This window comes from Ancylobacter dichloromethanicus, assembly GCF_018390645.1.
GTDB lineage: Bacteria > Pseudomonadota > Alphaproteobacteria > Rhizobiales > Xanthobacteraceae > Ancylobacter > Ancylobacter dichloromethanicus.
In genome coordinates this window covers 575,885-601,436 of sequence record NZ_JAHBGC010000020.1, presented here as the reverse complement: position 1 = coordinate 601,436, position 25,552 = coordinate 575,885, and the positions used below count along the sequence as shown (strand labels likewise).

The following is a 25,552-nucleotide window of genomic DNA, read 5'->3' as shown; positions in this document are numbered from 1 at the left end:
CGCGACGCGCCTCGCCCGCGCGGCACGCATGACGGGAAAGGCCACGCGTCGCAACGGCGCGCGGAGAGGGAGTGGACCGAGATGAGCGAACAGCGGATGGAGCATTCCCTGCAGGCGGTGGGGTTGGCGGACATCCTTGAGCGCGTGCTGGACAAGGGCATCGTGATCGCCGGCGACATCACCATCTCGCTGGTGGAGGTGGAACTTCTGAACATCCGCCTGCGGCTGGTGGTGGCGTCCGTCGACCGGGCCATGTCGATGGGCATCAACTGGTGGCAGAGCGACCCCCACCTCAATTCCCACGCCCGGGAACTGGCCGAGGAGAACCGGATGCTGCGCGAGCGGCTCGACCGGCTGGAAGCCGCCGTCGCCCCGGACGCGCTGGCGGCGCAGGCGGCCGACGACGCGCCCGCCGCGAATGGGGAGGCCCGTCATGAGCGATGAAATCGCGGCCGAGCCCGCCCCCTTCACCTTCCGCGTCTGCGAAGCGCCCACGCGGGATGTCGGCCGCGGCCTGATCCGGCTCGACCCGGACGACATGCTGCGGCTCGGCGTGGAGGTGGGCGACGTGGTGTCCATCGTCGGCCGCCGCTCCACCGTGGCGCGGGTGATGCCCGCTCATGCCGGCATGCGCCGGCAGAGCCTGGTGCAGATGGACGGCCTCGCCCGCGTCAATGCCGGCGCCAGCCTCGACGAACCGGTGACGCTGCACCCCGCGACGGTGGCGCGGGCGCGCGCCGTCACTCTGGCGCAGGTGGGTGCGCGGGTTCGCGCGCCGGATTCGCGCACCCTGGCGCGGCTGCTGGACGGCATCCCCATGCTTGCCGGCGACCGCGTGCGCACCACGCTGGTGGGCGCCCAGACCCGCGAGTTCACGGTGGAGAGTTCCGACCCGCCGGGGCCGGTGATGATCGGGCCGGAGACCCATCTGCGCTGCCTCGACGGCACGGCCGAGGGCAATGCCGTCACCTATGAGGATGTCGGCGGGCTCGGCCATGAGGTGCGGCGCATCCGCGAGATGATCGAGCTGCCGCTGAAGCATCCGGAAGTGTTCCAGCATCTCGGCATCGAATCCCCCAAGGGGGTGCTGCTGTGCGGCCCGCCCGGCACCGGCAAGACGCTGATCGCCCGCGCCGTGGCGCGCGAGGCCAATGTGCACTTCATCCACGTCAACGGCCCCGAGATCATCGACAAGATGTACGGGGCGAGCGAGGCGCAGTTGCGCCGCCTGTTCGACGACGCGGAGAAGAACGCCCCCTCCATCGTCTTCATCGACGAACTCGACGCCATCGCCCCCAAGCGCGAGGAGATGAGCGGCGACCGGCAGGTGGAGCGCCGGGTGGTGGCCCAACTCCTCGGGCTGATGGACGGGCTGCAGTCGCGCGGGCAGGTCATCGTCATTGCCGCCACCAACATTCCCAACGCCATCGACCCCGCCCTGCGCCGGCCGGGCCGGTTCGACCGCGAGATCATCGTCGGGGTGCCCGACGAGAACGGGCGGCGCGAAATCCTCGAAATCCACACGCGCGGCATGCCGCTGGCCGCCGATGTCGACCTGTCCCGGCTGGCCTTCCGCACCCCCGGCTTCGTCGGGGCGGACCTCGCGGCGCTCTGCCGCGAGGCCGCGATGAGCGCGCTGCGGCGGCTGATCCCCGACATCAGCTTCGAGGACGGCCGCGTCTCCGAGGAAAAGCTGGCCGCCCTCGTCGTCACCGCCGAGGATTTCGTCGCCGCCCAGGCCGGCACCCAGCCGAGCGCACTGCGCGAGATCGTCACCCAGGCCTCCCACAAGCGGTGGGCCGATGTCGGCGGGCTCGACGACATCAAGCGGCTGCTGGTGGAAGCGGTGGAATGGCCGACCCGCCACGCCGCCCTCTACGCGGCCGCCGGCATCCAGCCGCCCAAGGGCATCCTGTTCTATGGCCAGCCCGGCACCGGCAAGACGCTGCTGGCCAAGGCGCTGGCCGGGGAAAGCGGTGCCAATTTCATCGCCGTCAAGGGCCCGCAGCTCTTGTCGATGTGGGCGGGCGAGTCCGAGCGCGGCGTGCGCGAGGTGTTCCGCAAGGCGCGCCAGACCGCGCCCTGCATCGTCTTCTTCGACGAGATCGACACCCTCACGCCCAATCGCGGCGGCACCGGCGGCGCGCTCACCGACCGGGTGGTGGCCCAGCTCCTTACCGAGATCGACGGCATCGAGGATCTGCGCGGCGTCACCGTGGTGGCCGCCACCAACCGGCTGGACCAGATCGACGCCGCTCTGCTGCGGCCCGGCCGCTTCGACTTTCTGGTGGAGTTCCACGCGCCGGACATTCCGGGCCGGCAGGCCATTCTCGACGTTCATGCCGGCAAGATGCCGCTGGCCCCCGATGTCGACCTGGTCGCGCTGGCCGAGGCGACCGCCGGCATGGTGGGCGCCGACATCGAGGCGCTGTGCCGCCATGCTGGCGTCGCCGCCATCCGCGACGTGGTGGAGCGCGACGTGCCGGAGCGCAACCCGACGGCGGACGGCGAGGCCGGCGCCGTGCTGCGGGTGATGCCACGCCATTTCGAGCAGGCATTGGCCGCCATGAAGAGGGAACGCACCACATGACCGCCCTTCTCGTCTTCGCCGTGGTGCCGGCCGACCGGTTCGACGCCGCCGTCCTGACGGGGGGCGACGGGCTGCCTCCCGGCCTGCGGTCCATCACCGCCGGGCCGCTCGCCGCGGTCGTCGGCGCGGCGCCGGAAGGAGGCCTCAAGGGACGGGAGCGCGAGGCGCTGCTGCCATGGCTGCTGTCCAGCCAGAAAGTGATGGAGCGGCTGCTCGCCTGCGCCCCGGTTCTGCCGGTGGCGCTAGGCACGGTGGTGGCGGAGGAGGGTCGCGTCCGTCGCCTGCTGGAGGGCGGCGCCGGGGTGCTGCACGAGGCGCTCGACATCGTCGGGGACCGGGTGGAAATGGAGCTGTCGGTGCGCTGGCATCTCGACGGGGTGGTGGCGCGACTTCTCGGCGGCGTCGCCACGGAGCTGCGCCAGGCCGCCAGGAACGGCGACGAGCCGGCGCGGCGGGCGCTCGGGACTCTGCTCGCGGTATCGGTGGCGGAAGAGCGGCAGAAGGTGAAGAGCCGGCTGGTCGCGCGCCTGCGGGCCGCTAGCGACGATCTCATCGTTTCCGAGCCGACGGAACCGGACGGCGTGCTGAACCTCGCGCTGCTGGTCGAGCGGGGGGCGGACGATGCCCTGCTCGAGCTGCTGAATGCGCTCGACGCCGAATTCGGCGGTGAGCTGACCTTTCGGCTCGTCGGCCCCCTGCCGCCCTACAGCTTCGCCTCGGTCCAGGTCCATCTGGCCCCCGCGGAAGCGGTTCGCCGCGCCCGCGCCGAACTGGGGGTGGAGCCGGGCGCCAGCCTGGAGGCGGTCAAGGCCGCCTATCGCCGGGCGGCACGCGAGAGCCATCCCGATCTCGCCGCTTCGGGCGAGCCCTTCAATTCCACGCCGGTCCGGGAAGAAACCCGCGAAGTGGCGCGCTTCGTCGTGCTCTCGGACGCTTATCGGGTACTCGAGGCGGAGCACGTGCCGGTCTCTCTGCGCCGGCAGGAGGCGTCGCTGGACTGATCGCCTCGTCGTCCGGGCGCGACGGTTCGCGACCTTGGCGCTCGAAGCATGAAGAAGAGCCGCCGGGAGCGGCCTGGTGGGGTGGCCGGTTCGTTAGCGGGGAGCGCCAACCCTGCGCACAAACGGACGGACGGCGCCACCGCGGGGGAAACAGGCTTTCGCTGCGGCGAAAGCGGGAGTTGAGCATGCTGTATGTCTACGCCGTCACGGCCGACCACATCGCCGACAGCGACGACCTTCTGCCGGAGGAAGGCATTCTTCCCGACGTGCCGGTGCGTCGCTTCCGCTGGGGGACGCTCGCCGCGGTGGCGAGCCCGGTGCCGGACACGGTCTTCGGCGCCGCGACGCTGCCGGGCCGGTTGGAGGATGCGCCATGGACCCGCGCCTGCGTGCTGGCCCATCAGCGCGTGGTCTCCGCGCTGCTCCCCGCGGCGACCGTGCTGCCGTTGAAATTCTGCACCCTGTTCTCGGGAGAGCCGGCCCTGTCGGCGGCGATCGCCGGCCATAGGGAAGCCTTGGAACGGGCCGTCGACCGTCTGCGCGGCGCGCGGGAATGGGGCGTCAAGCTGTTCTTCGAGACACCGGCCCCGGTGGCCCGACTTCCCGAGACCGTCGGCGCCGGCGCGGGGGCGGCCTTCTTCCGGCGTAAGCGCGAGGAGCAGCAGGCCCGGCTTGCGGCCGATGCCGCCCTCGATCTCTGTGTGGCCACCAGCCACCGCCGCCTTGCCAGCCATGCCCGCGCGGCGGTTGCCAACCCGGTCCAGCCGCCGGAACTGCACCGCCAGCCTGCCGTCATGGCGCTCAACGCAGCCTATCTGGTCGCGACGGCGGACGAGACCGCCTGGCGGGCCTGCCTGTCCGATCTGGAGCGCACCTACGCCGCCGCAGGGGCGCGCTACGTGCTCACCGGCCCCTGGGGCGCGTATAATTTCGCAGGAGCGGGCCTTGTCTGAGCCTCCCCCCATCCCCTCGCGCACCTCCGGCGAGATCGCCGTGGCCGATCTCCTCGACCGCGTGCTCCACAAGGGCCTCGTGCTGTGGGGCGAGGCGACCATTTCGGTGGCCGGAATCGATCTCGTCTATCTCGGCCTCAAGATACTTCTGACCTCCACCGATACCGTCAACCGGATGCGCGAGGCCGCCTCGGCCCCGCCGGACGGGCGGAACCATCACGCCGGCTAGGTCGACGCCATGCTTTACCTCTACGCCATACTGGAATTGCCGCCCCCGACGAAGCCGCTCCCCGCCGGCATCGGGGGTGTAGCACCACTGTTCGTAACGTCGCGCGACCTCGCCTGCGCCGCCACCGAGACGGCGGACACGACGATTTCGCCCGAGCCGTCGCAGATCTGGCGCCACCAGGAGGTGGTGGCCGCGCTCATGGAAGGAAGACCCGTGCTGCCGCTGCGCTTCGGGACCGTGGTGGAGGATGCCGGCGCCTGCCAGCGCCTGCTGGCGCGCCACCACGATGCGCTGTGCGCCCAGCTCGAACGGGTGCGCCATTGCGTGGAATTCGCCCTTAGGGTGGCGGGCCTGCCCGAAATGGCGGATCCGGCTCTCGACCCGGTCTCCATCTCTACTGGCAGCGGCCCCGGCGCCACACATCTGCGCACCCTCGCGCGGCGGGAGCGGGGCTGGCCCGCCTCGACGGAGACGTTTCCCCATGAGGGCCTCGCTGCGCACGCGGCGGAGCAACTCCTCTGGGCTTGTTCGCCGTCGCAACCGGACCTGCGGGCCTCGTTCCTCGTGCGCCGGCAGAACGCCTCGTCCTTCCTCGATGACGTGGCCGTCCTGCAGCGGCTGCGGCCCGACCTGGGCGTCACGGTGACCGGCCCCTGGCCGCCCTATTCCTTCTCCGATCCCGATCTGTCCGGAGGCAGCGAATGACCACGGAGTGCACGCCCGAAACGCTGGAAACGGCGCTCCGGGGCCGCATCGACATCGATCCCGAGAAGGTAGAGCAGGGCCTGGTCAAGCTGGTCCTCATGCTCGTGGAGACCGTGCGGCAGGTGGTCGAGCGGCAGGCGATCCGCCGGGTGGAGGGGGGCACGCTGAGCGAGGAGGAGATCGAGCGCCTCGGGCTCGCCCTGCTGCGGCTGGAGGAGAAGATGACCGAGCTGCGGCAGCATTTCGATCTCGAGGAAGCCGACCTCACCTTGAAGCTGCACATTCCGCTGGAAGGCCTGTAGGCGCCCCCGCCGCAGCATTCACCGCTACCGGACGAACCCGGATGCCCCGCGCCGCCGCGCGAGAGGCTCATTGCGCCCGTGCCCTAAATAGGGTACCCCCCTATCCTATGTCACATCTCACCACACCCAACCCTGCCCTTCTCGCCCGCGTCCAGCGCATCGCCGGGCAGGTGGCCGCCATCGAACGCGGGCTGGCCGGCGGCACCGACTGCACGACCCTCCTTCACCTCGTCGCCGCCACCAAGGGCGCCGTCAGCGGCCTGATGGAGAAGATCGTCGAGGAACATCTTCATTCGCATGTCGCTGATCCCGACCTCTCGCCCGAGGCGCGGGCCGCCGGCGCGCGGGACCTCATGGATGCCATACGCCGCTACGCGAAATAGATAGGGGCCGATCATGAACCAGCTGCCGGATACGCAACCCTTCACGCACCCGCATGTGTTCCTCAGCGCGACCCATGACGAGAGCGCCCGGCGTACCCGCCTCGTGGTGGCGTTGACCGCGGTGATGATGGTCGGCGAGGTCGGCGCCGGCTTCTACACCGGCTCGATGGCGCTTCTGGCCGACGGCTTCCACATGGCGACCCATGCCGGCGCCCTCGGCATCGCCGCCATCGCCTACGCCTATGCCCGCAGGCACGCCCGCGATGCACGGTTCAGCTTCGGCACCGGCAAGGTCGGCGACCTCGCCGGCTTCGCCTCCGCGGCCATCCTCGCCATCGTCGCTGCGGTGATGGCCTTCGAATCGGTCCTGCGCCTCTACGACCCGGTCGAGGTCGCGTTCGGCGACGCCACGCTGATCGCCGTCATCGGCCTGGTGGTCAACCTCGTCAGCGCCTTGCTGCTGGGTGGCGGGCACGCGCACGGGCACGCTCATCATCAGGTCCATGGCCACAAGGATCATACCCATGCGGGTCATGACCACGAGGTGCACGCACATGCGGGCCACGTGCATGAGCCCCGCGCGCATGAGCCCCACCGGCACGGCCAGCCGCGCCCGGTTCACGGCCCGGACAACAATCTGCGCGGCGCCTATCTGCACGTGCTGGCGGACGCCCTGACCTCCGTGCTCGCCATCGTCGCGCTCATCGCCGGCGGCATGCTTGGCTGGGTGTGGCTGGACCCGGCGATGGGTATCGTCGGGGGCATTGTCATCGCCCGCTGGGCCTGGAGCCTGATGCGCGACACCGCGTCGGTGCTGCTCGATCGGACCGATCCGCGCATCGCCGAAGAGGTGGCGGACGCCGTCGAGGGTCCCGGCGACGTCCGGATCGCCGACCTTCACGTCTGGCGCGTCGGCCCGGATGCCCTCGCCGCGATCGTCAGCATCGTCGGTCCTCCGGGGCTTGATGCCGAAGCCATCCGGGCAAGACTGGCGCCCGTGCATGAACTCAAGCACCTGACGGTGGAGTGCCGGCACCTCGCCTGAGCGGGATTCGGCGGGCGGCACCGGGGGCGAGACGACCGCGCCGCGCGATCACAGCTCCGCGACGGCGTGCCGGGCTAACGGTCTGGAAACCATGCCGGCACTATTGGAGGGCCTCAGCGGGCCCGTGCGGCCGAAAGCACGGCGCTGCCGTCGATCCGCCTTCTTGCGCCGCTAGCCGGACTCTCATGAACCTGTTGCGCACCGCCCTCCTGTTCTGTTTCGCCCTCCTCGTCGCCGGCTGCGCGAATATCGAGGGCGACGACCGCGGCTCCATCCCCATTCCGCAGAAGCTGATGCAGGAAATGGCGGCCAGGGGCATGAGCCCGGACGACCCCATCATGGTGCGCATCTACAAGCAGGAGAGCGAATTGGAGGTGTGGAAGCGCACCACCTCCGGCCGCTACGCCCTGCTCAAGACCTACCCGCTGTGCCGCTGGTCCGGCAAACTCGGCCCGAAGACCCGCGAGGGCGACCGTCAGGCGCCGGAGGGCTTCTACACGGTGACGCAACGCCAGTTGAATCCGCGCTCGCAATATTACCTTTCGTTCAATCTCGGCTATCCCAACGATCTGGAGCGGGCCCTCGGCTATAGCGGCAGCGCGCTGATGGTGCATGGCGCCTGCACCTCCGCCGGGTGCTATGCCATGACCAATGACGGGGTCGGCGAGGTCTATGCGCTGGCGCGCGAGGCGCTCGCCGCCGGGCAGCCGGGCTTTCAGGTGCAGTCCCTGCCCTTCCGCATGACGCCAGCGAATTTCGCCGAGCACCGCACCGATCCGAACATGGCCTATTGGCGCAACCTGAAGCAAGGCGCGGACTTGTTCGCGGTCACCCGGGTGCCGCCCAACGTCTCGGCCTGCGGTGGACGCTACCGCTTCACCCCGGGGACTCAGCCAGCGCCGGAACCGACCGATCCGCTCGCGCCCTGCCCGATGGTCGCCCCGGATTCGGCACTGCTGGCGGCTGCCAGCAAGCAGGCGCAGGATGAGCAGAGCATCGCCCAGCTTTCCGCCACGTACCCGCCGGCCAACGCCGCCTATGTCGATGGCGGCATGCATCCCAGCTTCCGCGATGTGCTGCGCCGCTCCGGCCCGCAGAAACTCGCCGCCATGGCCTCAAGTGCCAGGATACCGGTCAGCGAGCCGACCGCTGCCCTCGCCGACCCCTACAGGGGGCCTGAGCAGGGCTATGAGGAAGGCGATACGGCGCAATAGTACGGCGCGACACCTGCCTGATGACGCTGGCGCGCCGGCAAGGCCTTCCCACTGCTGCCGGTTTGCGGCAGATAGGCGTCTCATCCGACGGTATGAGGCGATATGGCTACACGAATGACCCCCAATGAGATGCTGGCCACCGCCCGCCATCTCAAGCGCCTTCCCTTCACCGAGGCAGACCTCGCCGCCATCCGGCAGGGCACGCCGGCGGTGGCGCCGAAGCTCTCCGCCAAATACGAGCCCTCGGAAGGCCTCTACTACCTCACCGCGCCCTCGCTCCACATGGAGTTCGTGGTGGTGAAGTCGGAGAGGCTGCGCCTGCCCTTCCTCACCCTGCCCCGCTACACCATCATGATGGGTTTCGAGCATGGCGACGTGTGGGAAAAGGGACCCGTCGTCAACCGCCTGCGGGCGGTGCCCTTCATCTTCAAGCGCATGGCGCAGGCGGACAACTGGCTCGACGACGAACTCGGTCGCAAGAAGTAGCGTCCGCCCCGCGACCCGGCTCGACCGGCGTGGCAACACCGGCCTCCAACCGATTCGGCCAATTGGATTATCCGATCTGCGCCGGTGGTGGCTTTCCGCCGACCAGCAGCAGGTCGCTTTCGTCCTTCAGGTGGACCCCGGTCAGCCGGCGCGCCAGCGCCTGCTTCAGCAGCCAGGCGAGCTTGAAGGCGGCGTGCGCGTGCGAAAGCCCTTCGCCGCGCACATTGGAGATGCAGTTGCGCTCGGCGTCCGAACGCCCGGCGCGGGGGGCGAAGGTGAGGTAGAGGCCGAGGCTGTCCGGCGAGGACAGGCCCGGCCGCTCGCCGATCAGCACCACGCAGGCACTCGCCTTCATCCGTTCGCCCACTTCGTCCCCAAGCGCCACACGCGCCTGATTGGCGATACATACCGGCCCCACGCTCCACCCCGCCTCGGCGATCCGCGCCTTGAACGCGGCGAGGAACGGCACGGCCTGCGCATGGATGGCGGTGGAGGACAGACCGTCGGCGACGACGATGGCGACATCCACCGGCTCCCCCGTCCAAGTCCCTAGCAACGCTCGGCTTTCGTCCGAGAGCCGGCGGCCGAGATCGGGCCGGCGCAGATAGGCGTCGCGCGCCGGGGCGGCGGAGCTCACCTCGATGGTCTCGAAGCCGAGGGCCGCGATTTCCCCCGCCATGCGGGCGGAATCGAACGGCATGTGAACCGCATCGCGCGCCTGCGCATGCGCCAGCGCGAACCGCAGCACCTCGCGGGTCGGAAGGCCGGTGCCGGCCCGGCCCAGCGCGATCCGCGCCGGGGTGACGCCGGCCAAGCGGCGCCACGCATCCTCGATCACAAAATCGGCGGGAAGATCGCCGTCCGCCACCGGATCGCTCATGCCGCGAGCTCCGGCGCAGCTGCGAGCAGCGGGTGCATGCCGTGCTGCTTCCTCAAGCTGCCATCCGGCTCGGTGATGCCCATCCGCTGCAGCCACGCCTCGAATTCCGGCGCCCGCTTCAGGCCCAGCACCTCGCGCAGGTAGAGCTGGTCGTGGAACGAGGTCGACTGGTAGTTCAGCATCACGTCGTCGGAACCGGGAATGCCCATGATGTAGGTGACGCCCGCCGCGCCCAGCAGCGTCATCAGCGTGTCCATGTCGTCCTGATCGGCCTCGGCGTGGTTGGTGTAGCAAACATCGCAACCCAGCGGCACGCCCATCAGCTTGCCGCAGAAATGGTCTTCCAGGCCGGCGCGGATGATCTGCTTGCCGTCATAGAGATATTCCGGCCCGATGAAGCCCACCACGGTGTTCACCAGCAGCGGCTTGAACGGCCGGCACACCGCATAGGCGCGCGCCTCCAGCGTCTGCTGGTCGACACCGTGATGGGCGTTGGCGGAGAGCGCCGAGCCCTGTCCGGTCTCGAAATACATCACATTGTCGCCCAGCGTGCCGCGGTTCAGCGACAGCGCCGCCTCATGTCCCTCCTTCAGCACGGCGAGGTCGATTCCGAACGAGGCATTCGCCGCTTGCGTGCCCGCCACCGACTGGAAGACGAGGTCGACCGGGACGCCGCGACCGATCACCTCGGTCGAGGTCGTCACGTGGGTGAGTACGCAGGCCTGGGTCGGGATGTCGAAGCGCTGGATGATCCCGTCGATCAGCTTCAACAGCTCGCTGAGCACCGGCACGCTGTCGGAGGCCGGGTTGATGCCGATCACCGCGTCGCCGCAGCCATAGAGCAGGCCGTCGAGGATGGAGGCGGTCACGCCGGCGGGATCGTCGGTCGGGTGGTTGGGCTGAAGCCGCACCGCCATCGTGCCGGGCAGCCCGATCGTGTTGCGGAACTTCGTCACCACCCGGCACTTCTTGGCGACCACGATCAGGTCCTGATTGCGCATCAGCTTGGACACCGCCGCCGCCATTTCCGGGGTCACCCCGGGAGCGATCGACGCCAGCACCGCGCTGGTCGCCGCACCGGAGAGCAGGAAGTCGCGGAAATCGCCCACGGTCATGTGCGAGAGAGGGCGGAAAGCCTGCGCATCGTGGCTGTCGATGATCAGGCGAGTGACCTCATCCTCCTCATAAGGCACCAGCGCCTCGTTGAGAAAGGCGGCCAACGGCACGTCGGCGAGGCACATGCGGGCGGCGACGTTCTCCTCCGCCGAGGCGGCGGCAATGCCGGCCAGCATGTCCCCGGAACGCGGCGGCGTGGCCTTCGCCATCAGGTCCTTCAGATCGGCGAAGGCGTAAGTCTGCGATCCGGCGACGATGCGATAGGCCATAAGTGCGGTCCTTCCGGCGCCCTTTGCTCAACGCGGCGCCATGCGCAAAATGTACCCCGCCGGCGGGCGCCGGCAAAGCCCGACTTCCGCCGGACAGGCCGAATCCCCCTGTCCATGGCTGGCATGCCAGGCTGGACGCCGCGCGCGCTGGCCGCTACCACGCGCCACGCATTGCTTGAGGAAACCCCATGGCAACCTTCATTCTCATCCACGGCTCCTGGCACTGGGGCGGCTGCTTCCAGAAGGTGGCGAACCTGCTCGGCGCCGCCGGCCATGCGGTGATTGCGCCCGACCTCGCCAGCCACGGCTTCGACCCGACCCCGACCGCCGCCGTCACCGACATGTCCATCTATGCCGCGCCGGTGCGCGCCGCGCTGGAGGAGATCGAGGGCAAGGCGATCCTGGTCGGCCATTCCGTCGGCGGGGCGACCTGCACCTGGCTGGGCGAGGAGATGCCCGAGCGCATCGAGGCGCTGGTCTACCTCACCGGCTTCATGGCCCCGAACGGCAAGACCGCGCGCGACTTCGTCATGACGCCGGCCTATCTGAAGGATCCCGCCATCGTCGAGACGCAGGGCATGCTGCGGCTCGGCAAGGAAGGGCTCGGGCTCGACCTCGCGCGCCGCGACCTCATCGCCCGCTCGCTCTATTCCGATTGCACCGAGCACGACATCGACCGCGCCCTGCCCAATCTGGTGCGCGTCACCCCGCACGCGCCGTTTGCGGCGGTGTCCGCCGTCACGCCGCACCGCTTCGGCAGGCTGCGCCGGCACTATATCGAGTGCCTGAGGGATCGCGGCCTGCCGCTGGCCGTGCAGCGGGAGATGCAGGGGGCGGTGCCGGGGGCGCAGGTGCATCAACTCGACACCGGCCATTCGCCTTTCCTCAGCGCACCGGAGGCGGTGGCAGAGATCTTGTTGAACATCCGCTGAGCCCGCGGCGCCACACCACCGCCGATCCTGCAAAGGGACACCTCTTGCCCCTTCCCCGGCCGGGCCGGCACACGCTAGCCTGACCGGACTTCCAGAAGCCGGAAAGCTCACAAAGAGGCGCAGATGTCCGACCAGGAAAAGCTCGAGAAACTGCGGGCGAAATATGCCGGCATCGGTGGCGGCGTGGTCTATGACGAGACGTTCAAGCGCGTCGCCGAGCTCCAGTTCAAGGACGGCGAGAAGCGGGTCTGGCCGTGGGCCGGCGCCGCCACCCTGCTCGACGCGCCCTATCGCCCGGACGCGCAGGAACAGGCCGATTTCGGTGGCCTCGACGTCGCGCTGGTCGGCGTGCCGATGGACCTCGGCGTCACCAACCGCGCCGGCGCCCGCCTCGGCCCGCGCGCGGTGCGCGCCATCGAGCGGATCGGGCCGTATGAGCACGTTCTGAACATGGTCCCCGCCGCCGAGGCGAAGGTGGCGGACATCGGCGACGTGCCGTTCCGCTCACGCTTCAGCCTCGATTCCTGCCACGAGGACATCGAGGCGTTCTACAAGAAGATCGTCGCCGCCGGGGTGATCCCGCTATCGGTCGGCGGCGATCATTCCATCACCGGCTCGATCCTCAAGGCGGTCGGCGAGAAGCGCCCCGTCGGCATGCTGCACATCGACGCCCATTGCGATACCTCCGGCACCTATGAGGGCGCCAAGTTCCACCATGGCGGCCCGTTCCGCAACGCGGTGCTGGACGGCGTGCTCGACCCCACCCGCACCATCCAGATCGGTATTCGCGGCGGCGCCGAATTCCTCTGGGAGTTCTCCTATGACAGCGGGATGACCGTCATCCACGCCGAGGAGGTCACCGGCACGGGCATGCCGGCCATCATCGCGAAGGCGAAGCAGGTGCTTGGCGACGGGCCGGTCTATGTCTCCTTCGACGTCGACAGCCTCGATCCCGCCTTCGCGCCGGGCACCGGCACGCCTGAAATCGGCGGTCTCACCTCGCGCGAGGTGCTGGAACTGCTGCGCGGGCTGAACGGGCTCGATGTCGTCGGCGGCGACGTGGTGGAGGTCGCGCCCCAGTATGACGCGACCTCCAACACCGCCCATGCGGCGGCACAGGTCCTGTTCGAGATTTTCTGCCTGTCGGTGACCGCTCTCAAGGCGCGGAAGGAGCGGTGATGCGGCTGGCACTCTTTCAGACCGCCGGAGATCCTTCAAACGATCCCGCCGCCAATCTGGAGCGGCTCGACGCCGCCGCGGCGGCCGCCTCGCAGCGCGGTGCCGACCTTCTGGTCGCGCCGGAGATGTTCCTCACCGGCTACAATATCGGCCGCCATGCCGCCCGGACCAAGGCGGAGACCTTCAACGGGCCGAGCGCCCGCCGGGCCGCGAGCATCGCCCGCGCCCACAATATCGGCCTCTGCTACGGCTACCCGGAATTCGGCGGCGGCACGGTCTACAATTCGTGCCTGCTGCTCGGGCGCGACGGCACGACGCTACTAAACTACCGCAAGACACACTTGTTCGGCGATCTCGACCGGGCGATGTTCACGCCCGGCGAAGGCTCGGCGGCGCTGGCTGACTTTGCCGGCTACAAGGTCGGCATGCTGATCTGCTACGACGTGGAGTTCCCCGAGGCCGTGCGCGCACTCGCCCTCGCCGGCGCCGACCTCGTGCTGGTGCCGACGGCGAACATGAAGCCCTATGACGCGGTCTCCTATTTCGTCGTGCCGTCGCGCGCCTTCGAGAATGAGCTCTTCGTCGCCTACGCCAATCGCTGCGGCGCCGAGGGGGAACTCGACTATATGGGGCTGAGCTGTGTCGGCGACCCGATGGGCGGGAACCTCGTCCTCGGAAGCGAAGGCGAAGAACTGCTCTTCGCCGATCTGGGCCTTGATCGCCTGCGGGAGGCGCGGGCGCTCAATACCCATGTGCCGGACCGCCGGCCTGAGGTCTATGCGCGGCTGATCCCCTGACCCCGCCAATTCTCGAAAGAGCGATCCCGGATCGGCCTCTCGGCCGTCCGGGATACGCTCTCAAGGCTGTCTAGCTTCAGTGCGCGGGCGACTCGCGCCCGACGGTCACCGGGGCCGCGTCCGCCTCGACCGCGGTACGGGCGATGAAGCGGGTGCGCAGCGGCTTCAGCACGAAAAGGGCGAGCAGCGCGGCCGTCGCGTTCAGGCCCACCGCGATGGCGAACACCGCGTACCAGCCGTAGGTTGCCGCCACGACGCTGGCGATCGGCACCAGAAGCGCCGCCGTGCCCTTGGCGGTGTAGAGCATGCCGGCATTGGTGGCGGCGAATTTCGAGCCGAACGTGTCGCCGCAGGTGGCGGGGAACAGCGAGTAGATCTCGCCGAACACGCCGAAGAAGCCGGCCGTGGCGAGCACGAACACCAGCGGGTTCGAGCCGTGATAGACCATCAGCAGCAGCATCACCGCCGCCGTGCCGAAGGCGATGAACATGGTGTTCTCGCGGCCGATGCGGTCGGAGAAATAGCCGAAGATCGGCCGGCCGAAACCGTCGAAGATGCGGTCGAGCGAGATCGCCAGGGTCAGCGCCGCGGCCGAGATGCCGAATATGCTCACCGGCGTGTCGGCGACCCCGAGATCATGGGCGATGGGGCCGATCTGCGCCGCCGCCATCAGGCCGCCAGAGGCCACCATGACGAACATCAGATAGAGCAGCCAGAACACCGGCTTGGTCAGCGTCTGCGAGGGCTGGTAGTCGATCCGGCTCTGCGGAATGCGCAGCGCCTTCTTCGGAGCGGCGATCTTGAATTTGGGGGGATAGAGGAACTGCGCGGCGATCAGGACGATCAGCCCCTGCCCCAGCCCGAACCAGAAGAACGCCGTCTGGTAGCCATGCGCGGCGATGGTATGGGCGATCGGCACCACGGTGAGCGCCGCACCGGCACCGAAGCCGGCGGCGGTGGCGCCAGCCGCAAGGCCGCGCCGGTAGGGGAACCATTTCAGCGCGTTGCCGACGCAGGTGCCGTAGACCGAACCGGCGCCGATGCCGCCGAACACCGCGCCCGCATAGAGCATGGTGAGCGAACCGGCATAGGAATTGATGACCCAGGCAAGCGCGATCATCACCGCGCCGAAGCTAAGGACCAGCCGCGGGCCGTAGCGATCGACGAACCACGCCTCGACCGGCACCAGCCAGGTCTCGGTCAGCACGAAGATGGTGAAGGCGGTCTGGATCGCCGCGCGGCCCCAGCCATGCGCCTGGTCGATAGGATCGACGAACAGCGTCCAGCCATATTGAAGATTGGCGATCATCGCCATGCAGAGAATGCCGCAGCCAAGCTGGAACCAGGGTTCCCAGGGGCGTGCGCTCGTCTTGCTCGTATCCATTGACGTATCCTCGACCTGATGGGTGTCGCACAGCTCTTGGCGGCTGCTTCGTGCCTCTTTTGCCGCCCTCGAATGCGCGGCAGCTATCAATCGAATCTCAAGCAACGGCCCATCGAATTCACGTAAAGGCCATCCATTCAGCCTTACCAAACGTCATCACGCGCCGTGCAAGAACGTGAATGCTTTGCCCTCAGGCAGAACAATGACGTCGACATGATAGATATCATCAACAGAACGGGATTCAACATAAAATATACCAAGGTATATTGACCTAACGCCAATGCCTATACGCTTGATGTATTGTGCGGGGCGGAGTTTCGTCCGGAAAGTAAAGACGATCCATTCATCGCCACGCGACGCGGACGGGCAGGATGAGCCTGGCCACGAACGAGGATCGCGAACGCGTCTGCCGCAATGGCATGGGAGCGGATCAACCCGTTTTTCATGCGCCGGTCATTGGCGAGCGCTCGGTAGTGCGGACACAGCCTTGCGGCATCCGCTGCGTTATCCGTAGCGGAAGACGATGGCGGCGTGGCCGGGAGGGGTGCCTCGGTGCGGCGAAGCGGAACCCGAAGGCCCGCTGTCGCGTTCTGTTACCGCTCGGGTGTCGCGACACTAAGCGACGGCCGACGCGAACCGGGGAAAACCATGAACCGCAATGTCCTGATTCTTGCCGTCGTCGTCCTTGCCGTGGTGGCGGGCTTCTTCGCCTACCGCGCCTATGAGAGGGACCAGAACTCGCTGCAGATCGAAGTCGGCCCGCAGGGCGTGAAGGTCGATCCGCCGGGCTGAGCACGGCAGACAGGGCCGGGGCGGCGTGATCGCAAAACGATGACGCCGCCGGCTGCTTTTGGCGGCGGGGTGGTCTAGAAGGGCCTCCGATCCCCCTGCCCGCCTATACCGGCCGCCGACACGGCTGGAACGGCCTGCCGCCTCGGAGCCCTTCATGTCGTCCACCCTCGCCGCCGGGCACGCCGGCGCCGTCGCCAATCCCCGCTCCCGCGTCGTTCTGGCGAGCCTGATCGGCACCACCATCGAGTTCTACGATTTCTACGTCTACGCCACCGCTGCGGTGCTGGTGTTTCCGCATCTGTTTTTCCCGGCCGGCAACGACACGACCGCCCTGCTCGCCTCCTTCGCCATCTTCGGCGCCGCCATGGTGGCGCGCCCGGCCGGGGCGATCTTCTTCGGCCATCTCGGCGACAAGCGCGGGCGCAAGGTGACGCTGGTCGGCGCGCTGCTCACCATGGGCATCGCCACCTTCCTCATCGGCCTGCTGCCGACCTTCCACCAGGTCGGCTGGCTGGCACCGGCGCTTCTGGTGGTGATGCGGCTCGCGCAGGGCTTCGCGCTCGGCGGCGAATGGAGTGGCGCGGCGCTGGTGGCGACCGAGAACGCGCCTCCCGGCAAACGCGCCGTCTATGGCACCTTTCCCCAGCTCGGCGCGCCACTCGGCTTCATCCTCGCCAATGGGCTGTTCCTGATCATTGCCGCCATCCTGCCGTCCGAGGACCCCACCCGCCCCTCGCAAGCCTTCCTCGACTGGGGCTGGCGTATCCCCTTCCTGTTCTCCATCGTCATGGTCGCGGTCGGCCTGTGGGTGCGCCTCAACCTCGTCGAGAGCACCGCCTTCAGGAAGACGGTCACCGCCGGCAAGGTGCACAAGCTGCCGCTGGCCTCGGTGTTCCGCACCCATGCGCGCCAGCTGGTGCTCGGCACCTTCTACATGCTGGCGACCTATGTGCTGTTCTACCTGATGACCACCTTCTCGCTGAGCTATGGCCGCGCCGGCACCGGCGCCGCCCTGCCGGGGCTGGGCTACGACTACACGACCTTCGTGCTGATGATGATCATCGGCGTGGTGTTCTTCGGCATCTTCACCCTGCTCTCGGGCCCGTGGGCGGAACGCTGGGGCCGCCGCCGCACGCTGATCGGGGTGACGCTGGCCATCATCGCCTTCGGCCTCGCCTGGGTGCCGATGCTGGCCGCCGGCCCGGTGGGCGTCATGGCCTGGCTCATTCTCGGCTTCAGCCTGATGGGAATGACCTTCGGACCGATGGGCGCCCTGCTGCCGGAGCTGTTCCCGGCCAATGTGCGCTATACAGGCTCGGGCATCGCCTACAACGTCTCGTCCATCCTCGGCGCAGCGGTCGCCCCCTTCATCGCCGTGGCGCTGTGGGCGTGGGGTGGCGGCAGCCCGTTCTGGGTCGGCGTCTACCTCTCGGCAATGGCAGCGATCACCCTCCTCGCCCTGCTCCTCGGCAGCGAGACACGCGACATCGACATCGAGGCGTAGCAACAAGACCAGACGTCAGCCGGAAAGCCTCGCGGACGGTGGGGGCGAGCGGCGCGTGGCCGCCCCCGCCCGCTCTTCTGCCCCCGTCGTCTACCCCCCTCGTCTACCTGGCACCAGGGCTTGCAACAGCGTCCCTCACATGTAAATGATACATTGTATCACTTCGCATGTGGAGCGCGCCTATGCCCGATACCCGCCTTCCGGTCACGGTTCTTTCCGGCTTCTTGGGGGCCGGTAAGACCACCCTGCTCAACCATGTGCTGGCCAACCGCGGAGGGCTGCGCGTCGCGGTGATCGTCAACGACATGTCGGAAGTGAATATCGACGCCGAGCTGGTGCGTTCGGGCGGCGCCAACCTCTCGCAGACCGAGGAAAAGCTGGTCGAAATGACCAATGGCTGCATCTGCTGCACCCTTCGCGACGATCTTCTCGCCGAGGTCAGGCGCCTCGCCGATGAAGGCCGCTTCGACTATCTCCTCATCGAATCCACCGGCATCGCCGAACCGCTGCCCGTCGCCGCCACCTTCGAGTTCCGCGACGAGGACGGCTTCTCGCTCTCCGACATCGCCCGGCTCGACACCATGGTGACGGTGGTCGACGCCGCCAACCTGCTGAGGGATTTCGGCTCGCGCGACTTCCTGCGCGACCGCGGCGAGGTGGCGGGCGAGGAGGACAGCCGCACACTGGTCGACCTGCTCACCGACCAGATCGAGTTCGCCGACGTCATCGTGCTCAACAAGGTCTCGGATGTCGCCCCTGCCCGGCGCCGGGAAGTGCGGGCGGTGGTGAAGGCGCTGAACCCGGACGCACTCGTCATCGAGACCGACCGGGCCAATGTGCCGATGAAGGACATTCTCGGCACCGGCCGCTTCGATTTCGAGCAGGCGCACGAGCACCCGACCTGGTTCAAGGAGCTGAACGGGTTCAGGGACCATGTGCCGGAGACCGAGGAATATGGCGTCTCCAGCTTCGTCTACCGCGCCCGCCGGCCGTTCCACCCGGAAAAGTTCAACGCCTTCCTCGCCCGTACCTGGCCGGGGCTGGTGCGCGCCAAGGGGCTGTTCTGGCTGGCCACCCGGCCGCGCCGCGTGGGCGAGATGTCGCTGGCCGGCGCCATCTGCCGCACCGGCTCGATCGGCCAGTGGTGGGCGGCGATCCCCACCGAGCACTGGCCGACGCAGGCCGACTGGCGCTCGTGGCTGCGCCAGCACTGGACGCCCGGCTATGGCGACCGCCGGCAGGAACTGGTGTTCATCGGCGTGAACATGGACGAGGCGGCGATCCACGCGGCGCTGGATGACTGCCTCGTCGGCCCGCTCAGGCCCGCCCTGTTCGATCCCGAGCCGCTGAAGCACCTGCCCGACCCGTTCCCGGAGTGGGAGCGTGTGCCGGCCTGAGGCGACACCCGGCGGTGGCCGACACCGCCGGGCCCGCACTCAATCCCACGCCAGCGCGCCGCCATTCTGGTACTCGATCACGCGGGTCTCGAAGAAGTTCTTCTCCTTCTTGAGGTCCATCGCCTCGCTCATCCAGGGGAACGGGTTCTCGGCTTCCGCAAATACGGGAGCAAGGCCGAGCTGGGCGCAGCGGCGGTTGGCGATGACGTGCATGTATTGCTCGCACAGGCCTGCGTTCAGACCGAGGAAGCCGCGCGGCATGGTGTCCCTGCCATAGGCGGCCTCCAGTTCGGCGGCATCCTTGAGCATGGCCCGCACCTCGTCCTGGAAAGCGGGCGTCCAGAGATACGGATTCTCGATCTTGATCTGGTTGATCACGTCGATGCCGAAGTTCAGATGAATGCTCTCGTCGCGCAAAATGTACTGGTACTGCTCGGCGATGCCGACCATCTTGTTGCGCCGGCCGAGCGAGAGGATCTGCGCGAAGCCGGTGTAGAACCACATCCCCTCGAACACGACGTAGAAGGCCACGAGATCGCGCAGGAACCGCTGGTCGGCCTCGGGCGTGCCGGTGGCGAAGGCGGGATCATCGAGGCTCTGCGTGTGCCTGAGCGCCCACGCCGCCTTGTCGGTGATCGACGGCACCTCGCGATACATGTTGAACAATTCGCCCTCGTCGAGGCCGAGGCTTTCCACGATGTACTGGAAGGTGTGGGTGTGCACCGCCTCCTCGAATGACTGACGCAGCAGATATTGCCGGCATTCGGGATTGGTGAGGTGGCGGTAGATCGCCAGCACGATGTTGTTCGCGACCAGAGACTCGGATGCGGCGAAAAAGCCGAGATTGCGCTTCAGCATGCGCCGCTCGTCCTCGGTCAGCCCGTCGCGCGACTTCCACAGCGCGATGTCGGCCTGCATGGAGACCTCGGTCGGCATCCAGTGATTGTTGCAGCCGGCGAGATATTTCTCCCACGCCCATTTGTATTTCAGCGGGAGAAGCTGGTTCACGTCGGCGCGGGCATTGATCATGCGTTTTTCGTCGACGCTGACCCGGGCGGCGCCGCGCGCGATGGCGCCGAGTCCGGTCGCGTCGACGGCAGGCGGCACGAAGGCGGGATGCAGCGGGGCGGGAGCGGGCTTGGTATCGGACCAGTCGAGCATGTGCGTGTCTCCTTCCCGGCTCACTGGCAGGCCTCGCAGTCGGGATCGTCGATCGAGCAGGCCGGGCCGAAGGCGCTCTCCGCGAGGCTTATCGGCGCGGCAACCGCCGGGAAGGCGCCGGAGGCAACCGCGTTGAGCTTGCCGTCCGTGCCCTTCAGCGTCGATTTCTCGACATGGGTGGCCGAGCGCGAGCGCAGGTAATAGGTCGTCTTCAGCCCGCGCCTCCATGCCAGCCGATAGGTCTCGTCCAGCTTCCGACCCGAGGGATTGGCGACATAGAGGTTGAGCGACTGCGCCTGGTCGATCCATTTCTGCCGGCGCGCCGCCGCCTCGATCAGCCAGGCGGGCTCGATCTCGAAGGCGGTGGCGTAGAGCGCCTTGAGATCGTCCGGAATGCGGTCGATCGAGCCGACGCTGCCGTCATAATATTTGAGGTCGGAGACCATCACCTCGTCCCACAGGCCGCGCGCCTTGAGGTCACGCACGAGGGCGGCGTTCACCACGGTGAAGTCGCCGGACATGTTCGATTTCACGAACAGGTTCTGATAGGCCGGCTCGATCGACTGCGACACGCCGCAAATATTGGAGATTGTCGCGGTGGGCGCGATAGCCATGCAGTTGGAGTTGCGCAGGCCGGTGGTCGTCACCCGCGCGCGCAGGCCGTCCCAGTCGAGCGTGGAGGAACGGTCGAAATCGGCGCCGCCCCGGGCCTCGCTCAGCAGGTCGAGGCTGTCGATCGGCAGCACGCCCTGCGACCACAGCGACCCCTCGAAGGAGGGATAGCGCCCGCGCTCATCGGCGAGGTCGCAGGAGGCGCCGATGGCGTGGAAGCTCACCGCCTCCATGCTCGCATCGGCGAAGCGCACGGCCGCCTCCGAGCCATAGGGGATGCGCAGCGCCTGCAGCGCATCCTGAAAGCCCATGATGCCGAGCCCGACCGGGCGGTGCCTCAGATTGGAACGGCGCGCCTCGGGGATGGTGTAGAAATTGATGTCGATCACGTTGTCGAGCATGCGCATGGCGGTTCTCACCGTTTGCGCCAGCCGCTCGCGGTCGAGACCGTCCGGCGTGACATGCGCCAACAGGTTCACCGAGCCGAGATTGCACACCGCCACCTCGTCCTCCGAGGTGTTCAGCGTGATCTCGGTGCACAGGTTCGAGGAGTGCACCACGCCGACATGGCCCTGCGGCGAGCGGATGTTGCACGGGTCCTTGAAGGTGATCCAGGGGTGGCCGGTCTCGAACAGCAGGGTCAGCATGCGCCGCCACAGGTCGATGGCCCGAAGCTGCCGGAACACCTTCATCTCGCCGCGCGCGGCCCGCGCCTCATAGGCCTCGTAGGCGACCTTGAAGGCGGCTCCGGTGAGGTCGTGCAGGTCTGGCGTCTCGTCGGGCGAGAACAGGGTCCACGGCCCGTCCGCCTCCACCCGCTCCAGAAACAGGTCCGGCACCCAATTGGCTGTGTTCATATCATGGGTGCGGCGGCGGTCGTCGCCGGTGTTCTTGCGCAGATCGAGGAATTCCTCGATGTCGACATGCCAGGTTTCGAGATAGGCGCAGACCGCGCCCTTGCGCTTGCCGCCCTGATTGACCGCGATGGCGGTGTCGTTGGCCACTTTCAGGAACGGCACCACCCCCTGGCTCTCTCCATTAGTGCCCTTGATATGGGCGCCGAGGCCGCGCACCTGGGTCCAGTCATTGCCGAGCCCGCCGGAATATTTCGCCAGCAGGGCATTGTCCTTGATCGCCTTGAAGATGCCGTCGAGATCGTCCGCCACCGTGGTGAGGAAGCAGGAGGAGAGCTGCGGGCGCAGCGTGCCGGCATTGAACAGAGTCGGCGTCGAGGCCATGAAGTCGAACGACGACAGGAGTCGATAGAACTCGATCGCCCGCGCCTCGCGGTCGATCTCGCGCAAGGCGAGGCCCATGGCGACGCGCATGAAAAAGGCCTGCGGCAGCTCGAAACGGGTGCCACGCGCGTGCAGGAAATAGCGGTCATAGAGCGTCTGCAGGCCGAGATAGTCGAACTGCAGGTCGCGCTCGGGAAGCAGCGCGCCGGCGATCTCGTCGAGGTCGAAGCGGGCGAGTTCCGGGTCGATCAGTTCCTCGGCGATGCCGCGCTTCAGATAGGCGCGGAAATAGTCGCGATAGCGTGCGGCCATCTCCGCCTGCGTCGCCTGCGCCGGCCGGCCGTCGAGAAAGCTCAGCGCCTCGCGGCGGAGCTTGTCGGCCAGAAGCCGTGCGGAAACCCTGGCATAGTTCGGCTCGGTCTCGATCAGCGTGCGTGCGGCGAGGATCGGCGCCAGCGCCAGTTCGTCCTGGCTGATGCCGTCATAGAGATTGCGTTGCGTCTCGGTGAGAATGGTCTCGGCCGAAACGTCAGCGAGGCCGTCGGTCGCCTCGCGCACCACCGCTTGCAGCCGCGCCATGTCGAGCGGCACGCGGGCGCCATCGGCCGCCACCATGGAGAGCGACGGCGCCACTGGAGGCGCGACCTTCGCCGCCGCACGCTCGCGCGCCCGCTCCTCGCGATAGAGCACATAGGCGCGCGCCACCTTGTGGTGCTCGCTGCGCATCAGCGCGAGTTCGACCTGGTCCTGTATGTCCTCGATGTGGAAGGTGCGGCCGGCATCGGCGCGTCGCGTCAGCCCGCCGAGGATCTGCCCCGTCAGTTCCTCGATGATGTCGTGAACGCGCCGCGAGGCGGCGGCGTTGCCGCCTTCGACGGCAAGGAAGGCCTTGGTCAGCGCCACCGCGATCTTGGAGGCATCGAACGGCGTCACCGCGCCGTTACGGCGGATGACCTGGTAGCCGGGCGTCGCGGCCGATGACGGCGAGGTGGCGTGAGGAACCGGCGCATGGGCGCCGGCACGTTCGGCTTCGAGACTGGGAGACATCGGCAGCAAAACCCCGTGGCATAAGGGACGGGGCTTGCCGGGGACGACATGGCGCGCGGGCCCGGCACGGGAGCCGGGTCACATGACCACAGCGTTCCACCGGGGCACCCCGCCCGAGGACGATCTATCGCGGTCACGGCAGGTCTCCTGGCTCGCGGCTCGCCGCACCTGCCCGCCTTCCCGGAGCCTTGGCTCCAGTGGCCCCCTCGCCTTCGGCTGAGGGCTGGACATGTACTCGCCGCTTACAGTTGCGGGGGCAGCGCCGGTATCGCACCGGCTTCCCTCTTAGCCTTCGAACCCTGCGACTCGAAGGACCGTGACGCCTACATATAGGCATCTGTCGATTGTCGGCGTCAATATATTGGGTCGCGCCAGATGATGGAGACCGCCTCTTCCCCCTGCACGAAGCGGCCGGCTTCAGTGCCGCTCACGCCCGATCAGCGTGCGCATCGACCGTAAGATGTCCGACAGGGTGTAGGGCTTGGCGACGAACATGCTGCCGTCGGGAAGCTCGGAGCGGTCGACATAACGGTGGCCGGAGGTCACGATGATGTGCACCGGCGGCCACCGGTCGCGGACCGCCGCGGAGAGCTTCAGCCCGTCCATGCTGCCGGGCATGTCGATGTCGGTGAACAGCAGCCGGATCGCCGGATTGGCCTCCAGAATCGCCAGCGCCTGATCGGCCCCGGCCGCCTCATGCACTTCGAAACCGCTGTCGGCGAGATAATCGGCGATGTCAAAGCGGATTAGCGCCTCGTCTTCGACCACCAGCACAGCGATTGGCATACCCGTAAACCCCGGTGCCGGCGCGATGGAGTGCGCTGGAACTATGGGTTCAAACGCGGTGCGGGGACGAATGATCCTTTTTTTCTACGCCGCGGCCCGTTTTATTGATCACGGATGCGTGGCGACCACGGGGTATGCGTCGTGAGACCTGTCCCGCGCGCATTGCCCCTCGACGAGGGTCTGCTACTGTACCCGCATGAACGGAATCGAGGATCGCGCCAGAGCGATATGCGAGATCGGGCTGCGGGCGAGCGGTCTCTGCGCAGGCCGCGAATTGAACAGCGCCATCGAACGATACTGGCCTATTTTCGCCGCCGAGATCGACGCTGGCGTGATCAATCTTTCGAGCCGGCATTCCTTTGCCGATCTCGAGGCCGCTCTCGCGGCTTGTTGTCGGTGGCGTGATCAGGCTATGTAGAGCTTGGAGACGTTGCGGCCCCCGGGCCGCAGCTTCAATCATCGGCTTCTGCGCCTTCCAAGAGGCTGCATCGTCAGTTCCGACAAGCCGCCCAACCAGCAGCTGTGCTGCATGTGATCGGACAAGAATTGCAGGTCCTCGTTCGCGACAACAATGTCGAGCAAGCCTTGAGGGTTTTGAAGAAGAAGATGCAGCGCGAAGGCATCTTCCGGGAGATGAAGGCGCGCCGGGCTTACGAGAAGCCTTCCGAGCGCCGCACCCGTGAAGGGGCCGAGGCGATTCGGCGTGCCAAGAAGGCCGCCCGCAAGCAGGCCATCCGCGAAGGCCTCATCGCCGCGCCGAAGAAGAAGCCGATGGTGCCCCGTGGGCAGCCGCGCCCGGCGCCTGCGGCCGCCGAGTAAAAAAGATCATGCAGGGGTTGCACCAGCAAGCAACTTTCTGTACGATGACACATCGATCTTGGACGTTGAACTTTGTTTTGCGCAACTTGCGCCGTAGCGAACTTCCTCTCAAATCGATGTCAACCTGAGTGTCCGTACGCGTGCGGGCAGTCAAATCTCTATGTCGACTGAAAGGATTTAGTCATGGCGACAGGTACTGTGAAGTGGTTCAACGGCCAGAAGGGCTTTGGTTTCATTCAGCCGGATAACGGCGGTCCGGATGTGTTCGTGCACATCTCGGCCGTTGAGCGCGCCGGCATGATGGGCCTGAACGAAGGCCAGAAGGTTTCCTACGAGCTCGAGACCGACCGCCGCAGCGGCAAGAGCTCGGCCGGCAGCCTCAAGGCTGCGTGAGGAATATTGCCTCCGGTCTTTGACCACGGATGTACTGGCACTGGCCGTCGAGGCATTAGTGGGAAGGCCGGGGAAACCCGGCCTTTTTTGCGTTTACGAAGGGAGTCGCAGCATGCCCAAGCGTGCGCCGGAGACACTGTTCAAGCCGAAGCTCTCGCAGTCCGAGAGCAAGGCCGAATCCGTGTCCCGTATCGCCATGTCGATGATCGAGCAGGAATCGACCCTTCGTGAGGCGAAGATTGCGCGTCTGCGCGAGGCGCGATTGGCGCAGGAGGCTGCTGAGCGGGCCGTCGCCAAGCCCCCGCCGAAGGCGACGCGCCGTACCGTCAAGCGATAGC

Annotated in this window: 26 protein-coding genes and 1 riboswitch; of the genes, 20 read left to right on the top strand and 6 right to left on the bottom strand. The window is 67.6% G+C overall.

The features are described 5' to 3' along the window. The first annotated feature begins 81 nt into the window (after positions 1 to 81). The 11 genes from KHC23_RS11540 to KHC23_RS11490 all read left to right on the top strand — a co-directional run bounded on the left by KHC23_RS11540 (position 82) and on the right by KHC23_RS11490 (position 8,908). Positions 82 to 444 carry a gas vesicle protein gene (locus KHC23_RS11540; RefSeq protein ID WP_246544514.1) on the top strand — a complete coding sequence of 121 codons (363 nt, stop codon included), beginning with the start codon at positions 82 to 84 and terminating at the stop codon, positions 442 to 444. After that, the gene (locus KHC23_RS11535) at positions 434 to 2,590 is read left to right on the top strand and encodes a CDC48 family AAA ATPase (protein WP_246544513.1); all 2,157 of its coding nucleotides are present in this window, start codon (positions 434 to 436) and stop codon (positions 2,588 to 2,590) included. Before KHC23_RS11540 ends, KHC23_RS11535 begins: the two co-directional genes overlap by 11 nt. Then, positions 2,587 to 3,591, top strand: a complete 1,005-nt coding sequence (locus KHC23_RS11530; protein WP_213372579.1) for a GvpL/GvpF family gas vesicle protein — start codon at positions 2,587 to 2,589, stop codon at positions 3,589 to 3,591. The genes KHC23_RS11535 and KHC23_RS11530 overlap by 4 nt, the downstream gene beginning before the upstream one ends. Positions 3,592 to 3,776: 185 nt before the next feature. Then, a complete protein-coding gene (locus tag KHC23_RS11525) occupies positions 3,777 to 4,544 on the top strand; it encodes a GvpL/GvpF family gas vesicle protein (RefSeq protein WP_213372577.1) in 768 nt (255 codons plus the stop codon). Continuing rightward, positions 4,537 to 4,773: a gas vesicle protein gene (locus KHC23_RS11520; protein WP_246544512.1), complete on the top strand. Its 237-nt coding sequence runs from the start codon at positions 4,537 to 4,539 to the stop codon at positions 4,771 to 4,773. The genes KHC23_RS11525 and KHC23_RS11520 overlap by 8 nt, the downstream gene beginning before the upstream one ends. Before the next feature lie 9 nt (positions 4,774 to 4,782). Continuing rightward, on the top strand, positions 4,783 to 5,478 hold the full coding sequence (locus KHC23_RS11515) for a GvpL/GvpF family gas vesicle protein (RefSeq protein WP_213372575.1): 696 nt from the start codon (positions 4,783 to 4,785) through the stop codon (positions 5,476 to 5,478). Then, positions 5,475 to 5,780: a gas vesicle protein K gene (locus KHC23_RS11510; protein WP_213372573.1), complete on the top strand. Its 306-nt coding sequence runs from the start codon at positions 5,475 to 5,477 to the stop codon at positions 5,778 to 5,780. The genes KHC23_RS11515 and KHC23_RS11510 overlap by 4 nt, the downstream gene beginning before the upstream one ends. A gap of 107 nt (positions 5,781 to 5,887) precedes the next feature. Continuing rightward, the gene (locus KHC23_RS11505; RefSeq protein WP_213372571.1) at positions 5,888 to 6,163 is read left to right on the top strand and encodes a metal/formaldehyde-sensitive transcriptional repressor; all 276 of its coding nucleotides are present in this window, start codon (positions 5,888 to 5,890) and stop codon (positions 6,161 to 6,163) included. A 13-nt stretch (positions 6,164 to 6,176) separates the two neighbouring features. After that, positions 6,177 to 7,208 (top strand): CDF family Co(II)/Ni(II) efflux transporter DmeF, encoded by a 1,032-nt coding sequence (gene dmeF / locus KHC23_RS11500; protein WP_213372569.1) that lies wholly within the window; start codon positions 6,177 to 6,179, stop codon positions 7,206 to 7,208. Positions 7,209 to 7,393: 185 nt separating this feature from the next. Beyond that, on the top strand, positions 7,394 to 8,422 hold the full coding sequence (locus KHC23_RS11495) for a L,D-transpeptidase family protein (protein ID WP_213372568.1): 1,029 nt from the start codon (positions 7,394 to 7,396) through the stop codon (positions 8,420 to 8,422). 114 nt (positions 8,423 to 8,536) lie between these two features. Beyond that, complete coding sequence (locus KHC23_RS11490; RefSeq protein WP_213372566.1) at positions 8,537 to 8,908, top strand: hypothetical protein; 372 nt, start codon at positions 8,537 to 8,539, stop codon at positions 8,906 to 8,908. A gap of 67 nt (positions 8,909 to 8,975) precedes the next feature. Here KHC23_RS11490 and eutC read toward each other — a convergent pair whose 3' ends face one another. Continuing rightward, on the bottom strand, positions 8,976 to 9,788 hold the full coding sequence (gene eutC, locus KHC23_RS11485; protein WP_213372565.1) for an ethanolamine ammonia-lyase subunit EutC: 813 nt from the start codon (positions 9,786 to 9,788) through the stop codon (positions 8,976 to 8,978). Next, positions 9,785 to 11,173: an ethanolamine ammonia-lyase subunit EutB gene (locus KHC23_RS11480; RefSeq protein WP_213372562.1), complete on the bottom strand. Its 1,389-nt coding sequence runs from the start codon at positions 11,171 to 11,173 to the stop codon at positions 9,785 to 9,787. The genes eutC and KHC23_RS11480 overlap by 4 nt, the downstream gene beginning before the upstream one ends. A gap of 188 nt (positions 11,174 to 11,361) precedes the next feature. Between KHC23_RS11480 and KHC23_RS11475 the strand changes: the two genes are divergently transcribed. The 3 genes from KHC23_RS11475 to KHC23_RS11465 all read left to right on the top strand — a co-directional run bounded on the left by KHC23_RS11475 (position 11,362) and on the right by KHC23_RS11465 (position 14,081). After that, positions 11,362 to 12,105 carry an alpha/beta fold hydrolase gene (locus KHC23_RS11475; protein WP_213372560.1) on the top strand — a complete coding sequence of 248 codons (744 nt, stop codon included), beginning with the start codon at positions 11,362 to 11,364 and terminating at the stop codon, positions 12,103 to 12,105. Positions 12,106 to 12,228: 123 nt separating this feature from the next. Continuing rightward, positions 12,229 to 13,284, top strand: a complete 1,056-nt coding sequence (gene speB / locus KHC23_RS11470) for an agmatinase (RefSeq protein ID WP_213372558.1) — start codon at positions 12,229 to 12,231, stop codon at positions 13,282 to 13,284. Next, a complete protein-coding gene (locus KHC23_RS11465) occupies positions 13,284 to 14,081 on the top strand; it encodes a carbon-nitrogen hydrolase family protein (protein ID WP_213372555.1) in 798 nt (265 codons plus the stop codon). The genes speB and KHC23_RS11465 overlap by 1 nt, the downstream gene beginning before the upstream one ends. Before the next feature lie 76 nt (positions 14,082 to 14,157). Here KHC23_RS11465 and oxlT read toward each other — a convergent pair whose 3' ends face one another. After that, positions 14,158 to 15,465 carry an oxalate/formate MFS antiporter gene (gene oxlT / locus KHC23_RS11460; RefSeq protein ID WP_213372554.1) on the bottom strand — a complete coding sequence of 436 codons (1,308 nt, stop codon included), beginning with the start codon at positions 15,463 to 15,465 and terminating at the stop codon, positions 14,158 to 14,160. Positions 15,466 to 16,113: 648 nt separating this feature from the next. Here oxlT and KHC23_RS11455 point away from each other — a divergent pair. From KHC23_RS11455 to zigA, 3 genes are all read left to right on the top strand, one after another. After that, positions 16,114 to 16,257 carry a hypothetical protein gene (locus tag KHC23_RS11455; RefSeq protein ID WP_213372552.1) on the top strand — a complete coding sequence of 48 codons (144 nt, stop codon included), beginning with the start codon at positions 16,114 to 16,116 and terminating at the stop codon, positions 16,255 to 16,257. Between the two features lie 154 nt (positions 16,258 to 16,411). Next, positions 16,412 to 17,761, top strand: a complete 1,350-nt coding sequence (locus tag KHC23_RS11450) for an MFS transporter (protein WP_213372550.1) — start codon at positions 16,412 to 16,414, stop codon at positions 17,759 to 17,761. Positions 17,762 to 17,943: 182 nt separating this feature from the next. After that, positions 17,944 to 19,158: a zinc metallochaperone GTPase ZigA gene (gene zigA / locus KHC23_RS11445; protein ID WP_213372548.1), complete on the top strand. Its 1,215-nt coding sequence runs from the start codon at positions 17,944 to 17,946 to the stop codon at positions 19,156 to 19,158. Between the two features lie 39 nt (positions 19,159 to 19,197). Here the strand turns inward: zigA and KHC23_RS11440 are convergent, their stop codons facing one another. From KHC23_RS11440 to KHC23_RS11430, 3 genes are all read right to left on the bottom strand, one after another. Beyond that, positions 19,198 to 20,319: a ribonucleotide-diphosphate reductase subunit beta gene (locus KHC23_RS11440; RefSeq protein WP_213372546.1), complete on the bottom strand. Its 1,122-nt coding sequence runs from the start codon at positions 20,317 to 20,319 to the stop codon at positions 19,198 to 19,200. A 20-nt stretch (positions 20,320 to 20,339) separates the two neighbouring features. Next, a complete protein-coding gene (locus KHC23_RS11435) occupies positions 20,340 to 23,216 on the bottom strand; it encodes a ribonucleoside-diphosphate reductase subunit alpha (protein WP_213372544.1) in 2,877 nt (958 codons plus the stop codon). Positions 23,217 to 23,336: 120 nt separating this feature from the next. Continuing rightward, positions 23,337 to 23,550: riboswitch (cobalamin riboswitch) on the bottom strand. Between the two features lie 83 nt (positions 23,551 to 23,633). Next, the gene (locus KHC23_RS11430; RefSeq protein ID WP_213372542.1) at positions 23,634 to 24,002 is read right to left on the bottom strand and encodes a response regulator; all 369 of its coding nucleotides are present in this window, start codon (positions 24,000 to 24,002) and stop codon (positions 23,634 to 23,636) included. A 546-nt stretch (positions 24,003 to 24,548) separates the two neighbouring features. Here KHC23_RS11430 and rpsU point away from each other — a divergent pair. The 3 genes from rpsU to KHC23_RS11415 all read left to right on the top strand — a co-directional run bounded on the left by rpsU (position 24,549) and on the right by KHC23_RS11415 (position 25,551). After that, the gene (gene rpsU, locus KHC23_RS11425; RefSeq protein ID WP_213373220.1) at positions 24,549 to 24,821 is read left to right on the top strand and encodes a 30S ribosomal protein S21; all 273 of its coding nucleotides are present in this window, start codon (positions 24,549 to 24,551) and stop codon (positions 24,819 to 24,821) included. A 183-nt stretch (positions 24,822 to 25,004) separates the two neighbouring features. Then, complete coding sequence (locus KHC23_RS11420) at positions 25,005 to 25,214, top strand: cold-shock protein (RefSeq protein WP_213372541.1); 210 nt, start codon at positions 25,005 to 25,007, stop codon at positions 25,212 to 25,214. Between the two features lie 112 nt (positions 25,215 to 25,326). Next, on the top strand, positions 25,327 to 25,551 hold the full coding sequence (locus tag KHC23_RS11415) for a hypothetical protein (protein ID WP_213372540.1): 225 nt from the start codon (positions 25,327 to 25,329) through the stop codon (positions 25,549 to 25,551). Position 25,552: the final 1 nt, after the last annotated feature.

Bases quoted from the DNA above. Each gene is read 5' to 3' on its own strand.
- KHC23_RS11540 (WP_246544514.1), top strand. From the start codon at position 82: ATGAGCGAACAGCGGATGGAGCATTCCCTGCAGGCGGTGGGGTTGGCG.
- KHC23_RS11535 (WP_246544513.1), top strand. From the start codon at position 434: ATGAGCGATGAAATCGCGGCCGAGCCCGCCCCCTTCACCTTCCGCGTC.
- KHC23_RS11530 (WP_213372579.1), top strand. From the start codon at position 2,587: ATGACCGCCCTTCTCGTCTTCGCCGTGGTGCCGGCCGACCGGTTCGAC.
- KHC23_RS11525 (WP_213372577.1), top strand. From the start codon at position 3,777: ATGCTGTATGTCTACGCCGTCACGGCCGACCACATCGCCGACAGCGAC.
- KHC23_RS11515 (WP_213372575.1), top strand. From the start codon at position 4,783: ATGCTTTACCTCTACGCCATACTGGAATTGCCGCCCCCGACGAAGCCG.
- KHC23_RS11510 (WP_213372573.1), top strand. From the start codon at position 5,475: ATGACCACGGAGTGCACGCCCGAAACGCTGGAAACGGCGCTCCGGGGC.
- KHC23_RS11505 (WP_213372571.1), top strand. From the start codon at position 5,888: ATGTCACATCTCACCACACCCAACCCTGCCCTTCTCGCCCGCGTCCAG.
- dmeF (WP_213372569.1), top strand. From the start codon at position 6,177: ATGAACCAGCTGCCGGATACGCAACCCTTCACGCACCCGCATGTGTTC.
- KHC23_RS11495 (WP_213372568.1), top strand. From the start codon at position 7,394: ATGAACCTGTTGCGCACCGCCCTCCTGTTCTGTTTCGCCCTCCTCGTC.
- KHC23_RS11490 (WP_213372566.1), top strand. From the start codon at position 8,537: ATGACCCCCAATGAGATGCTGGCCACCGCCCGCCATCTCAAGCGCCTT.
- eutC (WP_213372565.1), bottom strand. From the start codon at position 9,788: ATGAGCGATCCGGTGGCGGACGGCGATCTTCCCGCCGATTTTGTGATC.
- KHC23_RS11480 (WP_213372562.1), bottom strand. From the start codon at position 11,173: ATGGCCTATCGCATCGTCGCCGGATCGCAGACTTACGCCTTCGCCGAT.
- KHC23_RS11475 (WP_213372560.1), top strand. From the start codon at position 11,362: ATGGCAACCTTCATTCTCATCCACGGCTCCTGGCACTGGGGCGGCTGC.
- speB (WP_213372558.1), top strand. From the start codon at position 12,229: ATGTCCGACCAGGAAAAGCTCGAGAAACTGCGGGCGAAATATGCCGGC.
- KHC23_RS11465 (WP_213372555.1), top strand. From the start codon at position 13,284: ATGCGGCTGGCACTCTTTCAGACCGCCGGAGATCCTTCAAACGATCCC.
- oxlT (WP_213372554.1), bottom strand. From the start codon at position 15,465: ATGGATACGAGCAAGACGAGCGCACGCCCCTGGGAACCCTGGTTCCAG.
- KHC23_RS11455 (WP_213372552.1), top strand. From the start codon at position 16,114: ATGAACCGCAATGTCCTGATTCTTGCCGTCGTCGTCCTTGCCGTGGTG.
- KHC23_RS11450 (WP_213372550.1), top strand. From the start codon at position 16,412: ATGTCGTCCACCCTCGCCGCCGGGCACGCCGGCGCCGTCGCCAATCCC.
- zigA (WP_213372548.1), top strand. From the start codon at position 17,944: ATGCCCGATACCCGCCTTCCGGTCACGGTTCTTTCCGGCTTCTTGGGG.
- KHC23_RS11440 (WP_213372546.1), bottom strand. From the start codon at position 20,319: ATGCTCGACTGGTCCGATACCAAGCCCGCTCCCGCCCCGCTGCATCCC.
- KHC23_RS11435 (WP_213372544.1), bottom strand. From the start codon at position 23,216: ATGTCTCCCAGTCTCGAAGCCGAACGTGCCGGCGCCCATGCGCCGGTT.
- KHC23_RS11430 (WP_213372542.1), bottom strand. From the start codon at position 24,002: ATGCCAATCGCTGTGCTGGTGGTCGAAGACGAGGCGCTAATCCGCTTT.
- KHC23_RS11420 (WP_213372541.1), top strand. From the start codon at position 25,005: ATGGCGACAGGTACTGTGAAGTGGTTCAACGGCCAGAAGGGCTTTGGT.
- KHC23_RS11415 (WP_213372540.1), top strand. From the start codon at position 25,327: ATGCCCAAGCGTGCGCCGGAGACACTGTTCAAGCCGAAGCTCTCGCAG.